The 15,817-nt window shown below is 48.1% G+C and carries 10 protein-coding genes and 1 pseudogene; 2 read left to right on the plus strand and 9 right to left on the minus strand.

Going from position 1 to position 15,817, the window contains the following annotated elements:
• A pseudogene (locus VIP81_RS28790) lies at window positions 1–1,231 on the minus strand (excinuclease ABC subunit UvrA); the annotation flags it as partial.
• Window positions 1,232–1,246: 15 nt separating this feature from the next.
• On the opposite strand from VIP81_RS28790, the gene VIP81_RS28795 reads away from it, so the two are divergent.
• The gene (locus tag VIP81_RS28795) at window positions 1,247–1,633 is read left to right on the plus strand and encodes an SDR family NAD(P)-dependent oxidoreductase (RefSeq protein ID WP_331969788.1); all 387 of its coding nucleotides are present in this window, start codon (window positions 1,247–1,249) and stop codon (window positions 1,631–1,633) included.
• Window positions 1,634–1,700: 67 nt separating this feature from the next.
• On the opposite strand, the gene VIP81_RS28800 is transcribed toward VIP81_RS28795, so the two are convergent.
• Together VIP81_RS28800 and VIP81_RS28805 are read right to left on the minus strand one after the other, a co-directional pair.
• Window positions 1,701–2,225 (minus strand): N-acetyltransferase, encoded by a 525-nt coding sequence (locus VIP81_RS28800; RefSeq protein WP_331969791.1) that lies wholly within the window; start codon window positions 2,223–2,225, stop codon window positions 1,701–1,703.
• Window positions 2,226–2,486: 261 nt separating this feature from the next.
• Window positions 2,487–3,317, minus strand: a complete 831-nt coding sequence (locus VIP81_RS28805) for a DUF1080 domain-containing protein (RefSeq protein WP_331969795.1) — start codon at window positions 3,315–3,317, stop codon at window positions 2,487–2,489.
• A 111-nt stretch (window positions 3,318–3,428) separates the two neighbouring features.
• On the opposite strand from VIP81_RS28805, the gene VIP81_RS28810 reads away from it, so the two are divergent.
• On the plus strand, window positions 3,429–5,336 hold the full coding sequence (locus VIP81_RS28810) for a hypothetical protein (protein ID WP_331969798.1): 1,908 nt from the start codon (window positions 3,429–3,431) through the stop codon (window positions 5,334–5,336).
• Window positions 5,337–5,412: 76 nt separating this feature from the next.
• Here VIP81_RS28810 and VIP81_RS28815 read toward each other — a convergent pair whose 3' ends face one another.
• The 6 genes from VIP81_RS28815 to VIP81_RS28840 form a co-directional block, all read right to left on the minus strand.
• Complete coding sequence (locus tag VIP81_RS28815) at window positions 5,413–6,831, minus strand: ATP-binding protein (RefSeq protein ID WP_331969801.1); 1,419 nt, start codon at window positions 6,829–6,831, stop codon at window positions 5,413–5,415.
• 21 nt (window positions 6,832–6,852) lie between these two features.
• Entirely contained in the window at window positions 6,853–8,028 is a 1,176-nt protein-coding gene (locus tag VIP81_RS28820) for a DUF4157 domain-containing protein (protein WP_331969804.1), read from the minus strand.
• 4 nt (window positions 8,029–8,032) lie between these two features.
• Entirely contained in the window at window positions 8,033–8,563 is a 531-nt protein-coding gene (locus VIP81_RS28825) for a hypothetical protein (RefSeq protein ID WP_331969807.1), read from the minus strand.
• A 4-nt stretch (window positions 8,564–8,567) separates the two neighbouring features.
• A complete protein-coding gene (locus VIP81_RS28830; protein ID WP_331969810.1) occupies window positions 8,568–13,301 on the minus strand; it encodes an eCIS core domain-containing protein in 4,734 nt (1,577 codons plus the stop codon).
• A gap of 37 nt (window positions 13,302–13,338) precedes the next feature.
• Entirely contained in the window at window positions 13,339–14,733 is a 1,395-nt protein-coding gene (locus tag VIP81_RS28835) for a contractile injection system tape measure protein (protein ID WP_331969812.1), read from the minus strand.
• Window positions 14,726–15,817, minus strand: a 1,092-nt coding sequence (locus VIP81_RS28840; RefSeq protein WP_331969814.1) for a hypothetical protein, incomplete at its 5' end; no start/stop codon positions are given. The genes VIP81_RS28840 and VIP81_RS28835, both read right to left, overlap by 8 nt.

Consider the following 15,817-nt stretch of genomic DNA (forward strand, 5'->3'; position numbering starts at 1 on the left):
TAATATGATCCGCTTCCATAATCACATCGGGATCATGTTCTACCACCAGCACAGTATTGCCTTTATCGCGCAACCGCTGCATCAGCACATTCAGCTGATGCACATCCCGTGCATGCAGCCCGCTGCTGGGTTCATCAAAAATGTACAACATATCACTCAGACTGCTGCCCAGGTGTCGTACCATTTTTACCCGCTGCGACTCTCCCCCCGATAATGTCGATGTTTCGCGGTTCAGACTCAGATAGCCCAACCCTATTTCTATTAAATGGGTGAGTCTTTCAACGATGGCCGCTACCATCGTTACGGCAACTGGTGATTTAATCCGGGCGATTTCTTTTACCAGATCATCCACCTGCAAGGCCGCATAGTCTGCAATATTTTTGCCGTGAATTTCTGCACGCAGTACTTTTTTATTTAATCGTGCACCCTTGCATGCAGGACACACGCCTTTGGTGACCACTTGTTTAAGTGCCGGCTGCAACGTCTTTTTATTTTCTGCCGCTTCCTTACCCAGGAATCTTTTTGTAAACCGTGGAATCACGCCTTCATATTTCGCAGAGGGCCACCATCCCGATTTTGGATGAGGCGGTTTAATCTCCTCCTGGTATAATAATAAATCCCATTCCGCTTTCGTGTATTGCCCCAGCTTTTTATTGTTGTCAAAATACCCCGACAATACAAAACGTTTCCACAGGGCAGTGCCTACATCAAACGATGGGAACAGAATAGCACCTTCATTCAGCGATTTGTTGCGATCAAACAGTCTTTCCTCGTCAATAGCCGTTACCGTGCCCAGGCCATCACAAACAGGACACATCCCTTCGGGATGATTAAAAGAAAAAACATTGGAATAGCCTGCAAATGGCTTTGCGATCCGGGAAAACAATAACCGCAGCAGCGAATAAATATCCGTAATCGTTCCTACAGTGGAGCGGGCATTCCCCCTTATGGGCTTTTGATCCACAATAATAGCCGGACTCAGGTTTTCCATTAAATCGGCATCCGGTTGCCCATAATGTGGCAGCCGATGCCGGATAAAGCTGCTGAATGTTTCGTTTAACTGTCGCTGTGCTTCCGCAGCAATGGTATCAAATACCAGCGAGGATTTACCGGAACCAGATACACCGGTTAACACAGTAATTTGTTTCTTCGGAATATAAACATTGATATTTTTCAGGTTGTTTTCCCTGGCCCCTTTTATAATAATTCCGTTATGCTTGCTACTGTTCATACGCAGAAAAATTAAATGGTTAACGATGCCAACAAACAGCAATTATTACGCCCGATTGATACAGACTTAACAGCCTCCCCTAACTTTGTGGCCTATACGACCAGTAAACATGCCACTTTAGGTATTATGAAAACGGCCGCGCTGGAAGCAGCTCCCAGAAAGATCCGGGTAAACTCCATACATCCGTCACCGGTAGATAACAGAATGATGCGTTCTATCGAAGAAGGATATGAACCTGGCAAGGGCGCTGATGCACAGAAAGCTTTCGCCGCCAGCATTCCATTAGGCAGATATGCTGCCCCGCTTGAAATCAGCAAACTGGTGTTGTTCCTGGGTTCTGACGATAGTCAGTTTATTACCGGCACACAGTATGTAATTGATGGTGGCCAAACCATAAAATAGTTTTATAGCCGATCCAATGATGAAAGCGACTTCCCCTGAAAAGGAAGTCGCTTCTTTTTAGTGTTATTTATGCTATCCCAAACTCCGGTGCATATACGACAACGCCGGAGATATGATCCAATGCACCGGCTACTAATTCCAACACCATAAAATTGGCATCCGGCACCTCCATTGGCGCCCTGATATTCCATTTGACTGCTGGCATGAATCCAAATTTCGGATAATAATGTTCGTGGCCTAAAACAATAACAGCCTTATAACCCATTTCCCTGGCTACTTCCAATCCTTTCCTGATTAAGGATCCGCCAATGCCCATGCTTTGATACGCTGGCAATACCGCTACCGGCGCCAACGCCAATATGCCCGACAGCAGCGCCTCACCGGATTTAATCTGCAGCCTTGTAAACAAAATATGTCCTACTATCTGGTGATCTATTTCGGCCACTAAGGATAACCCCGGAATAAATGCAGCTCCTGCACGCAGCTGGTCTACCAGCGTCGCTTCTTCTTCCCGCTGAAAGGCGGCGGCTTCAACTTCAAAAATAGTGGTGATGTCTCCCGCAGTTTCGGGACGTATATGGATGGATGTCATGCGACTAAAATTTAGAATACCAATATGCGCTTCAGCAAAACCCAACCAATGAAGGTTCAGCTTCTCCAGCGTATATATTAAATAAAACAGTAAATCCCTTTCACCGTATGGGAAAGAGCGCGCCAGGAAAGTGGCTGTGCAGTGGTATTTTAGACAATAGCCATTTTGCTAAGGTAAGAAAAAATAGAAAAAAAAAGACCGGCTAACAGCCAGTCCTTAAAATGTATGCTATCATGTTAATCATCTCCTCCTGCCAACTCTTTATGGTTTCTTCACCGGCGCCAGGTTCTTGATACTAATATTCCTGAAATCCACTGGCTGGCCTTCGCTCTGCAAGGCAATAAACCCTTCCGACAATAGTTTGCCGTCAATTTTAACAGCAGGATCGTAGTTGTTTACCACGCCGCCACCAATCTGTGGTTTGGAGTATTGCAACACCGTATCTCCGTTGATGATATGCGTGATCAGAGAATCACCCAGCACAATGAGTTCTCCACGTACCCACTGCTCGCCATCATAGGTTTTGGAGGTAGACTCCAGGCAGTGTTGCGGTTCTATTTGCCCTTTATACACCACGTTGGTTCCCGGTGAGCACATATTTCCCGTCGGTCTGGGTTTGCCATCGCCTAAACCACCCAGCAACTGCATCTCCACTGAAATAGGCCAATCCTGTTCTTTAGGCATGGTACGCGGGTCCTGCGAATGAAACATGACGCCACTGTTCATCAGTGTATATTCAGGAGCGGTCGGGCACCATTTGCCGACAAGCCGGTATTCAAATTTCAGATGATAATACGAATAGGGCTGCTTGTAATACAGGTGGCCAAACTGCTCATTAAAATTCCCGTACTGATCATAACGCACTTTAATGATGCCATCTTCTACGCGGAAGGTATTGCCGAAATTTTCGCCTACTTCATGGTGATGAATTTTTACTATCCAGTCGTTGATATCCTTACCATTAAAAAGGGAGACCCATCCCCCATTTTTATCTTGTGAAGCCGTGCCGGTCTTCGGAACATGGGCACAGGAAAGGCAGCTGGCAGACAACGCCAGCATCAGCATCATACGGGAAAAACAGTACTTTATCATATTAAAACGCAGTTATGAGTGTAAATCAGCGTACAAAATACCTTTTTAATACAAAGAATAAAAGGGTTTATTTATTCCTATATTTGGCCCCGTTCAAATTGGAATATATTGATGAATAAGCTGGTATTATCGACTGCCCTTTGTTTGTTATCCTTAAAGATGAGTGCCCAGGATATCAATGAAAATCTGCGAAAACAACATTTATCTGTGCGTGGCGCCATTACTACAAAGGACTGGATCCTGCGCGGGCCAGTGAAATCCCTGAAAGAATGTACTTACGGGTATGGACCTACCGGACAAAAAGAAACTACCTATTACTGCAACAATACCGATTATAGCACCGCCGGACTATTATTAAAACAAAGCTATTACAACAACAAAGAAAAAAACACCACCGATAGCAGGTATTACTATTCCAACAATCACCTGGACAGCATCACCGGCTTTCAGAAAAAGGTATATCAGTACGATGAACATGACAAGCTGGAGAAAATAATTTCTTATGGCTTCTATGATGAAAACAGGAATACCATGGTGATGGAAGAAGTGTTCGGGTATGATAAAAAGGGAATGATTGTCAAAAGCACGCAAACGGTACTCCCCGACAAAACCGTTACCCACTTCAATTACGCTTATAATAAAAACGGTGATTTAACGGAACATCACCTGGTAACAGATGGAAACGACATCCTGTATGTAAATGAATTTGATACCAAAGGGCCCTCGTACAGAACAAAAATCATTTACGCGAAAGCACCTGATAACAATAGCTTCAGCAGTGTGGAGATCAATAAGCAGGGAGATATTTCTGCCATGACCAGCAGTCAAAAAAACAAAGCCACGCTGCGTACTTATCAATATGAATACGATGCACAGGGCAACTGGTTTAAACAAACCGTTACGGAAAATGGGCAATTGAGATATAGCATTGTGCGTACGATCAGCTACTATCCAACAGGCAGTGGCGATGTAATTACCACTGCTGCACCGGATATGCCGGTGGTGAAGCCGCCATTGATGCCTGCCGAAGTAGTCGATTCCTTTGTGGCAGCGCTCAACCAACGACAGTATGCCCGCGCATATGCGTATTGTACCGGCGGCCGCTGGGGCACGGTGGCACAGTTTTCCAGCGTCAATATGTATGGGGGCATCACCGCCGCCAGGATGCTGGAATCTCCCCTGGCTCCGCTGCTGACCGGTCAGCCCAACGTGGATATAGCGGCCACGGTATATGTAGAAGATCCTGTCAATGGCAGCGGCACTTTTGTACAACAGTTTCAGCTACAGAAAAAAGATAGTGGATGGAAAATTGCCGGCATCAAATTAATCAGCAGTACCCGTCCTTCCGATAACTGGAGCCTGAACGTACCTGCTCAACCTGATCTGACCAGAGAAAAGGTGATCCGTCTGGCAAGCGCCGTATACGATACTGTTTCTTTGGTAGCGGACATCGGTGACGGAAAAGACAGCATTAACCGGGAGTTGGACACCCTCCGCTTTTTCAAAGATGACAAGACCCTTTATTGTGTAGCGGTATTTGCCAACCAGGGGCCACAATTCGGCGCGTCTACCGGCTGGTGCGATATGCTGCTCTTCGCCAAAACCGGCAATAAATGGCAGCTGCAAACCTTCCTGTTAAATGCCGGCGGCGGCGGCATGTACGGCTACTCCGGCCGCTTCGGCAAACTATTGCGTATGGGCGACGAACACGTGGCGATTGTACTCAAAGGAGGACTTACCCATATGGGCGAAAACGTATCCTGGTCGGATATTGTGGCCTTCCATCGGGGGAAACTGCAACCTGTTGCCCATATCACCACCGACTATGACTACGATAATGGCAGTGGCAGCAACGCCCGGTGCTATGAAGTCAAATACAGGTTTGAACGAAATGGTAAACCGGTATACGATCTCCTGCTGGAGAGATATCGTTGCGACAGTAAAGTACCTGTAGGAAAAGCCGCGGTAACTTACGCCAATGGATATACGCTGCCGGAATTATTTAATGAATCGAATTGAGGTATGGTGCGGTTGTATCTATACAACCGCACCGCCGCTTTCACAGTAGCATCATCACTACGTAGGTGCGTAGCCGTTACACCGACTTTCCATTTTTATAATACTCGTGCTGAATTCCTTCCAGCAGGTCCTGTGTACCTATGGGCCTGTCTTCCGACAATGCACGGATAGACGCAGACTGTACAATATTCAGTATAGACGCTCCCGTTAGTTCATACTTTCTGGCAAAATCCGGGAGATTGATATCTTCGCTCCAGGGGATATCTGCCGGCATCGTATTATTCCACAGCACCAGGCTTTCCTGTTCGTTTGGTGCGTTGAAAGGTACTACCGCCTGGAACCGGCGGATAAATGCCTGGTCCATATTATTGCGGAAGTTGGTGGCCAGGATCACCAGTCCGGGATGTTCTTCTATTTTTTGCAGCAGGTAAGATACTTCCTGATTGGCAAAACGATCGTGCGCCGATTGTACATTGGTACGTTTGCCGAATAATGCATCTGCCTCATCAAAAAACAGGATCCAGTCTTCCGCCCGGTCAAAAATCTGCTGCAGGTTTTTCTCTGTTTCCCCTATATATTTCGATACTACCAGCGACAAATCGATGCGGTACACATCCAGCCCGAATTGCTTGCCGAGCAAACTGGCCGTTAATGTTTTTCCTGTTCCCGGCGGGCCGTAGAAGAGGGCGCGGTAGCCTGGTTTGGTTCGGCGTCCCAGGTTGGCATCCGACTCTATGCGGCCATGAAATTTGAGCCAGTGACGGATCATCTTCAGCTCACGATCGGTTTGACGGGAGATCACAATATCATTCCATTCCATTTTTGTTTCCAGCAAAGTAGCCGGAAAATTAGACCCAAAGGAAGGCCGCCATTTTCTGCCGGTAAGGAATTCCGCCAGTCTGGATTGAGACAGCAGCAAGCGCCCGCTCATTTCCGGTTCGCCTTCCCGCATGTCTTCCAGTGTAATAATGCCCAGTTGAAAAATAGTGGGACGCATCACCTCAGCACCATTTATTTTTCCACCATACACCTCTCCTTTCAGCCAGGACGAATAATGCAGGCGCATATCCATGTTCATGCCTGCCAGCAGGAAAAGGGCCGTTTCTCCCGTAGGAATGATCCCGCGGTAGTTAGTGCCCTTTATACCACCAAACTCCGGGAAATCGCCTCCTTTGGGCATGTATTGCCGGATCAGCGAAGTGAAGAGATCCGGATGGGCATGCGGAGAAATGGCCAGCATCAGTGTAATATATTCTTCAATAGAGAGATGATGATCGATCACATATCTCGCCAGCGGAGAGTCGTCGTCCGTTAATTCGAATGCCGGCTGCACAAAATCTGCCTGTTTACCAAAATAATGGTCCAGTCGGGCGGCGGCCACTTTCAGCAACACCGACATCGATGCTGCCAGGAAAGATTGCCCAACTACGCCGGGTACGGTGGATGCTGTTGTTTCCTCCGGTGCGGAGACGCTTTCTTTTTTCTTCCAGTACATAATCTTAATTTTTCAGGGTCATCAAGGTGTACAGGCCGCATCTTTGGTGCCTGTACAATCCACTGCTTTATTGTTGGCAGCATCCAGTTTAGCCATGTATTCCGCTACTTTCTCCGTGTACTTATCACCTGCTGCCACAAACTTGTCGACGGTTTGTCCTACCGCGCCGCCAAAAGAAGGTACTTTATGTTTGGCCAGGTAGCTGAATACAAAAGAGCCATGACTGCCTTCATGAAAGCGCAGCGTCGTGTGTCCGGCTTTCTTATCCTTTTTGGTGGTACCACGTCCGTACACGGAGGTAGACTTAGTATCCGCGCCGGGTTTATAGGTTGTCTGAATAGTAATTTCCAGTGTAGCCTTGCCGATAATCTTTGATATCTTATCGCCTTTAGATTCGTAAGAAGGGCCACCTGCCACGTAAGACACGTTCGTCATGGCAGATTTCCCCGGCGGCACTTCGCCTATGATATCCGGCAGGATGATCACTTTCACTTTACCTACCTTTCCCGAAGCATCTACCACAGCGCCGGTAGCATCGGTATTTGTTTTCATTTTTTTGGGTACAGGGGTAGAAATTTCCGGTACATCCTTTTTTTGTACAATACTGAGTTCCTGCCCCTGCTGTTGTACCACATGCGTTAATTCATGCGCCAGCAGCCATTTACCTTCTTTGGTGCCGGGGTTGTATTTGTCTTTGTTGAAATAAATTTCCCCACCATAAGTAAATGCCTGCGCCTGTAGTTGTGCAGCAGCGGCTTGTGCTTCGGTGCCGGTATGAATGCGCACCTTCCCGAAATCGTACCCGAAGCTGCCCGACATTTCTGCGGCGGTATTGGTGGGTAGCGTGCTGCCACCTCCCTTAGACACCGGCCTGACTGCGGCTCCTGCGCCAGGTGCCGGTGCAGCACCGCCTTCTTTTTTGGTGGCAATGCCCACCCTGTCATCGCGCTGATCCAGGGTGTGGGAATCTATCGACGCGCGTTGTACTACTTTATCGGCCATTTTATCGGCTTCCTGCTCCTGCGGATCTCCGGGCGTGCTCACTGTTAGTTTGGTTTGTGGTTTCGGGCCCGGCGGAAAAAACTGTGTATTACCTTCCAGCGCTTCATGCGATGGCTCTGCCGAAATAAATTGCTGTGCCGCCGGCCTTCCTTCCCCTTTAGTCTTTCTGCGGCGCAGTTGTTTTTTTACAGCCATGGTATTAATATTTAGAGAGATGTTGAATTTCTTTTTTCACGAAATAATCGGCCGTGATCCCCATATCCTCGCGCATGGCCAGCAGCAGGTTTTGCCTGGCCACCGCCGATGCCATTCCATGCACGCCATCTGTGGCTGCCGCCAACTGCAGCTCCCGAAATGCTTTGATTACTTTAGCCGATGCGATAAGGCCCAACTGTACCTCCAGTTCCCGAAAATCCAGGTTTACTTTTTCACGCTGCTCCGCGGCCAGTTCATCTACGACAGACTGCCAGGCATCCAGGCATTTTTCGTATAGGTCTGCCCGGCAGGTGAACTGTTTTCCTTTCAGGATTTTATCGCCATGAGTACTGATCGCATTGCTGAGAATGAAAGCGCAAATAATACCCACTGCGGCAAAGATGATCACCATGGCTCGCGTTCCGGGTTCCAACCCCAGTTGTTCCTGCCGCAACAACAGGTATCCCTGCCATACCACCCAGATCATCACGGTGAGTGTAAGTAATGCCAGTAACATTTGAATGAAGCTTCGCATAGATTTATGTTGTGTATAGTTTTATATATGTTGGAGCCAGTATAACATTTAACTTATCCCGTTCTCTTTTACTGAATACAAACTTGCCATTCAGTTTATACTCGATGAGTTGCTGGTAAGACGCAAACCTTACGCCACCGCGATCTTTCATGATCTTAACAATCGCCTTGGCCCAATCCTCTGTCATGTTATCAATTCCTTTCTCTATCTTTTTAGCACTGCCGGAATCCAGGTAAACAGGGTCTTTCGTCCGTTCCGTTAAATAATAGGATTCTGGCCGCTGATCGACTTTATTATCGATCGTTTTAGTGACTATTTTCGTTTGTTTCACTGTAGCAGGATCTACATATAATGCCGTGCAACTAAGTGAGGATGGTACATTCCGCTCATCCTTCCGAATGGAAAGAATCTCCTTCAAATCTTCTCCCGGCGGTATTTTGGCGGCTTCGGATGCTGACCATGGGGATGGTGTCGTCAGGTTATAAGTAGGTTTCACCAGGTAGTCTACCATTAAACCACTTTCCACTGCTTTTTTCACATTCTGCTCTACCATGTCACGATGAGTAGCATTTGCCTTTCCGGTCAGCGGCGTCAGGTTTCTGTAGTCATCCCCGCTTCCTCCCACTTGTTGATTTAACAAATGCCCGAGTATATAGTATGGACCACTATCTTTCCTGCGCCGTTTCATATTTTTATAGGAGGCAGGCGCCATGCCCTGATTCGGTTCTGTGCCTACCAGCTTGCTCTTCTTCGTCAGTTTCTTTGTATGCATTTCCGTACCGAATTGAGTCGTTGGATTAAGGGCACCAAACGTCAGTTCCGGGTCAATAAATCCAACGATATCTTTCTTGAACAGAGGCCCCATGATAACGCTTAGTTGATCCATCAGTGCCCTGATCTCTTTTTCTTTGTCTTCCGCTGTATATTTAGTTGTTTCTTTCTTCTTTTCAACGGCCGTAATCTGGTCATATTTCTTTTTTGCTTTGTCTTTTCTGGCCTGCATTTTCTTTCCTTCCGGACTGCGTGGTTTATCCACTACAATGGCAGCCAGCCAATTGTCAAACTTCATAGGGGTACTCTGTACCATCAGCTGCGCACTTGTTTCAGAACCGGCAAAAGAGATGGTATGCATTTCACCATCTTCGGCTTTAAACTCTTTACGGAGTCCGAGCCATCCCAGTACTTTATTCAGTGCCGCTTTACCGGCTTTGAGGATCGTATCTATAACGCTGAGCGCTCCGTTGATCAGCCAGTCTATAGCATCATCTACTTTTTTGCGGCCTGCGGTCACTATATCTTTGATCTTATCTCCTACTGGTCCAATAATTACTTCTACCGAAAATCCTATTACCACCGGTACCGCCTTGGCCAGTACTTCTTCAAAAGCGACCTGGGCATGTTCCAGCTTTCCGCCAATGATTTCTGCCAGGTTATCCATGGCCTGATTTGCCAGATTGAGCATCTTGTTTACATAGGCAATACCCGTCTTCATGGTATCATACACCAGGATCAGCGTATTGATGGTAGCACCTATTCCCAGCGGATCAGCGCTGGTGGCCAGGCGTTTCATAATTTCAGCAGATATTTTTTCCGACACCCAACTCACGATGCCACTGATAACCATATCTGTGAGATCGTCCAGCTTTGCTTTGGCTTTGCGAAGCAATCCTTCTGCGCCTTCTTTAATCCAAACAGTTACCCATTCCAGGGCGCCCGTCAACACATCCTGCATTTTCCGCATTTTCGCTACGCGCTCCTTGCCTATCTTTGGATTCTCCTCCATGCGTTTGTAAACATTCTCCATGTTGATGCCGAAGAGATCCAACACGTATCCCAGTATATTACGGAGGGAAAAATCGGCCGGAGGTGCTACCGCCACGGCTCCTTTCACTTCGCCAAACAACCATTCCAGTGCGCCATGCAGCATATGTGTGCCCAGGTTATCGTAGAAGCGGACAAATCCTCCTTTGATGACATTCCATACATTTTTCAGGAACTCACCCGGTTTTTTGATGATGTCGGAGAAGTTGTGCGCGGCCTTGGCAATTACGGCTGTTACGAGCGTAGGATCGATGCCTATTAAACTCAGCAGGTTTCGGAAGAACGTCCAGAGGCCCCGTGCCAGCTTACCATCCACAAACACCTGTTTTATAACGGTGAGGGCGGCGGCTTTGATCTGTGGCCATTTTTCTTTCAGGTCAATGAATTCGGCAATCACCGGGATCTTTTTCAGGATCACTTCCGTGAGCCAATCCATAACAGGATCTTTGATACACTTGGGCACCAGGGCAAAAGGTCCGAGGATGAAGTCTCCCAGGTAGCCGAGCAGATTGCCGGCTGCATCCACCAATTTCAGGAGCATGTCTATTACGCGCTGCATAAATGCACGCACGTCTTCCATACCGGCATAAATACGTTCAAAGATCCATACCACTTTATCTTCCGCCCAGTTTTTGAGGCTGTCGATGGCTCTGGGCACCCAGCTCACGAGCGAATACACGGGGCTGAGATACTCATTGCTTTGTAAGCCGCTGAAAAAGCTATTTACGTTAACGGCTATATTATTTACTTTCTCCAGTACCCATTGGCCGGCGGCGATGATAGTGACTTTAATCCGGTCGATCGATTTATTGAGGGCTGGCAGCAATACATCCCGCAGGGTCATTTGTTTGTTGGCTACGGCATCGTCGTCGTTGCCCATGGCGGTGGCGGTATCCGCAACTTTATCCAGCCATTGGGTGGCATCCTCCTGCATTTTGCGGATGGCATCCATATTGATCATGGCGCCAATACCGCTGATCACCGCCTGTATGGGTTCTATCACCGGACGTAACTGCATCTTGACAAACTCCCAGACAGCATTCAGTTTAGCCCATACAAAGTCCATAAAGCCACCTTCGTCGGAGCTTTCTATGCCCAGTTTCTTACAGATCCATTCCCAGGCAGTGCGGTAAGGTTGAATAAGGATGGCATCAAATTTATTCCAGATCCACCTGCCAAAATCTTTGATGCGGTCCCACACTTTACCCGCAAAAGCCGTGACCTTATCAATGGCGGGCGCCATGTAGGTATCCCAGATTTTATTGAGCCATTGTCGCAGGGGCTCTATGGTCTCCATGAGTTTATCCCATACCGCGCCGGCAATTGCTTTCACGACTGTAGAAAGCAGGTTCAGCGCAGCAAACAGCGGCTTACAATCTCCTTTGGACAAGCCATCGAGGATAGCGGGCAACTGATTTTTCAGGTGGATAAAAATCTGGATGATGAGCATAAACTGCTCATCAGAAAAGCCGAGTCCATTGAACAGTTCACGGAAGAGGCCAAACAGGGCGTTTTTAATATAGCCCAAAACCCCTTGCGTTTTTATGTCTTTATAGAACTCGAAAATATCTGCCGGCAAATGTGATTCCAATACAGATTCTGCGCCACTGAGCAACATATCTGTCCACGAGGTTTCTTTCTCCTCTCCATTTTCCTCATCACGTTGCACGGTTTTGGCAGCGCCCTGTTGCACGGTATGCGTCAATTCATGCGCCAGCAGGAAACGGCCAGTGGTCGATTCCGGCTGGTATTTATTTTCTCCGAAATAAATGTGATGCTGGTAAGCAAATGCCTGTGCACCGATTTCTTTACTCAGAGAAGCTGCTTCTGTTCCGGTGTGAATACGAACGGCGCTGAAATCGGCCTGGAAAGCACTTTCCATATTTCCCCGTACCGGCTCTGGCAGCGGACTTCCTGACTCGCTTGTTTTCAGGCGGGCGGAAAAACTATCACTGGTACGAAAACTGCCATCTCCGGCCCTCTGCAATCCTTTTATAGGTTTGGTGAGGATTTCTTCTCCTTCTTCTTCACTCCGTTGAACATTGTTATTGGTATTGCCATTACCTTCCGGTCGGCTACCACCACCGCCGGTAAAAGATAATTGCGGCATGCGCAATACTTTCTCCGCCATACGGTCGGCTTCTATTTCCTGTGGATCATCCGGCTTGCCTACTTTCAGACTGGCTTGTACAGGTAAGGGTGCTTCATCAGATTTGGTATGGAGTTTTTCCATTCCTTCACAATCCGCACATTTTGCCTGCACGGATTCTTCTTCTTCCGCAGCGCGTTGCACGGGTGCTTCGGTTTCCTCCGGCGCTTTGCGCTTTATTTCTTCTTCATGTTCGCATTCCGCGCATTTTGCCTGCACAGATTCTTCCTCAGCTCGTTGTACGGGCGTCCCGGATTCCTCCGGCGCTTTACGTTTTATTTCCTCTTCGTGTTCGCACTCCGCACACTTTGCCTGCACGGATTCTTCCTCAGCGCGTTGCACAGATGCATCGGGTTCTTCCGCCGCTTTACGTTTTAATTCATCTTCCGTTTCATGCCCGGCACACTTTGCCTGCACGGGAGTTTCTTCTTCCGGGGCTTTGCGTTTTACTTCCTCTTCATGTTCACACTCTGCACACTTTGTTTGTATAGGTGTTTCTTCTGTTGATGCTTTACGTTTTATACCGTCTTCTGTTTCATGCTCCGCGCACTTTGTTTGGACAGGCGCCGTCCTGCGAATACCGGGTATAAATAAAGATTGAATATCCGGCATGGTGGCTTCGGTATCCATGTCACGGGAAACAGTGGCAGCAAAAAAGGGCTGTATAGCGGTAGATGCATGCCGCTGCCTGGACTCCTCCTTCCGGAAAAGTTTGCCTGCTTTCAGGCCAGCCTTGGGGGCGGCGTTATGGACACTGCTTTCGCTCATGGAGTCATTTCAGGGTCAGTCAATATCGATAGACATTTTACCACTGCACGTACAATATTTGCGGCATCCAGGCATATTTCACCATAGATACCTTGTTTACGAGAATATCTTCTGTTCGGGCGTTTACGGTCAGGACCCAGGAGCCGTCGCTGCGGTGCGTGAGTTGTCCTTCTCTTTGCAGGAAAGCAGTACTAAACCAGGCGGCGGAAAATTTCCGGTCTTTACGCCATGCTTCCAGGTAGGCGGTCAACATTTCTTCTGCTGCTGTTTGTGCGGTCTCCCCGGGCGCCAGTTGAGGATCTACGGGCATATGCAGCGGCCAGTTGCATAGTAGTTTATTCAGGAGCCAGTCTTCTTCACCACCGTTGCCGTCTTTACCATAACAGATATAATGCAGTAACAGGATGGCGCGTTGTTGCGCGGTTTCATCCACAAATTGCCGGTCTGCCACGTAGCCTAATGTTCGGAACAGCCGGCCGCATTCCATCCAGAGTAATACCAGTCCCGCGTTTTCTATTTGCAGGCCACGTTGTAGCTGCTCAGCCAATGATACGGCGGCATCAGCTGCAGGAGCAGTGGGTGTTACGGGAGAAGTCATGGGTGTTGCCATGGTAGCAGCGGCGGTAGCAAGAGCTTCGCGGGGAGCTGTTGTAGTTTTGTCTTTATCGGTAGCCGTTGTAACGAAAAGCGGAATATCACTTCCTGCCAGCATATATTGAAAAAATACCGGCCATTGTTGAGCGTCAGGTAATAAGGTATCTGGAAAATCAGTGGTAGCAGCTATTGCAGTGTTGCTGGTAATACGGTTCGCAGCAACGGGCAACGATTTACCGGTACGCGCCCATTCCTGTTGGATCAGCGCCTGCAGTGCCGCTTCGTTCATCCCAAAGGTGCGCAGGAAAAACTTTTTCATCCCGGTGGCACCGAGCAGGTAGTACAAACGTGTCCATACTACCGGATCATCTTTACCGGCTTTTCTGAGCAGCTGTTCCAGTGCTGGTTGTTGCCGCTCCGGTAAGTTTTTTAATTCGGTCTGGAATGCAGTGATGATGTCTCCCCCATTATAAAAAGCGCGGATACCATATTTCAAAAAGAACAGCTGCAGCATTTCCGTATAGGCACTGCCGTTAGGCAATAGCATGTTAGCCGGTTGTGGGGTGCTGAGTTGTTCTTTTATGGCGGCGGCCAGCTGCGATAGCAATTGGCCGCTAAAGTCTGCGTCATCTGTACATTCCAGCGAAATAGCCAGCGCCGGTATTTCTATATATTCATTTTCACCGACCAGTCCATCCAGCAATGCAGATAGTTGCCGGCTAAAATCGGCGGTATGCAAACGGTATCCCAGTTGCTGTTGCAATTGATTTGCCAGCAAGGGTTGGGAGGCATTTACCTGCACTTCCATCCGTCCAATGATATGTTGTTGTTCAGACACGGGATACTTGCTCCTGGTTCAGGGTGTAATAATCGAGATCGGGAATGGCGCAACAGGTAAGATTGAACGGCAGCACAAAATCGGCCAGGATCGTGTAGGCTTTTATTTCGGCGCGATCCGTCTTACTACATTCATGCAGCTCTATCTGTTCGTCTGTGTCGGTAAAGAGCAACACCAGCGTTTGTCCCTGCTGCAAAGCAGGCCGGTGTTCCATCCGGCTCGGGCAAGGCAGTTTTCCCGCGTAATCTATTCGATGTATGTTCACGGCAATAACGTCTACACAGAGATTATATTTCAACAGGTATTTTGCCAGATCAAAACCGTCGATATAAAAATTCATGCTGTCACCGTTTAAAATGATCTTTTTTCCAAAATGACCTTCTACCCGCAACCAGTGCGCCGGTTCAAAGTTGAAAGCCAGTGGCAGCAATACTTCCGGCCGGGTGCTGTAGCTATCATTGATTACATCAGTAGAAGATTTATCCTCATCTCCACCATGTGCATTATACGATAACAAGGTATCGGTTCGCCGCAACACGGTCGTTTCATGATCCCAAAACTGGTGCACGGAATACACACTGTTGCTATCCAGCGGGTAGTAGTAAGGAATGGCCTGCTTACCCAAGGAAGCTGCGCTGCTACGTGTAGGCGTTAGCTTTATAGGGAGATTTCTAAAGTCGTCATTATCATCCGGATTCACGAGCGACTCCCAGTAGTCTGTGGAATCCAGCTTATCTTCTATGGTCTGACCGGTAAAGGCGAGGGCTTTATCCAACCGTAAAAAAGGAAGATCGAAGGTGCGGATCATCACCATCATACGCCAGTGCATACAACGTACTTCACGAATAGCCGCATCTCTTTCGGCAATGATGGCGAGGTCGCGGAAGATCAATGGCTGATAGGTAGTGCGGCCGCCGAGCACTGGCCCCAGCAATACCACCAGTCCTTTGCTGTCTTGTGCAGTGATATCTGTGCAGGTACATTTTCCACGGTACCCACTCAGCTTTACCACCAGTTCATTGTAAGCGGTGGTGAGATCGCGCAACCAGTCGTATACGTATTGAATATAATACAGGTGCAATCC

The sequence above is a fragment of the Chitinophaga sp. genome, assembly GCF_036566945.1.
Lineage (GTDB): Bacteria > Bacteroidota > Bacteroidia > Chitinophagales > Chitinophagaceae > Chitinophaga.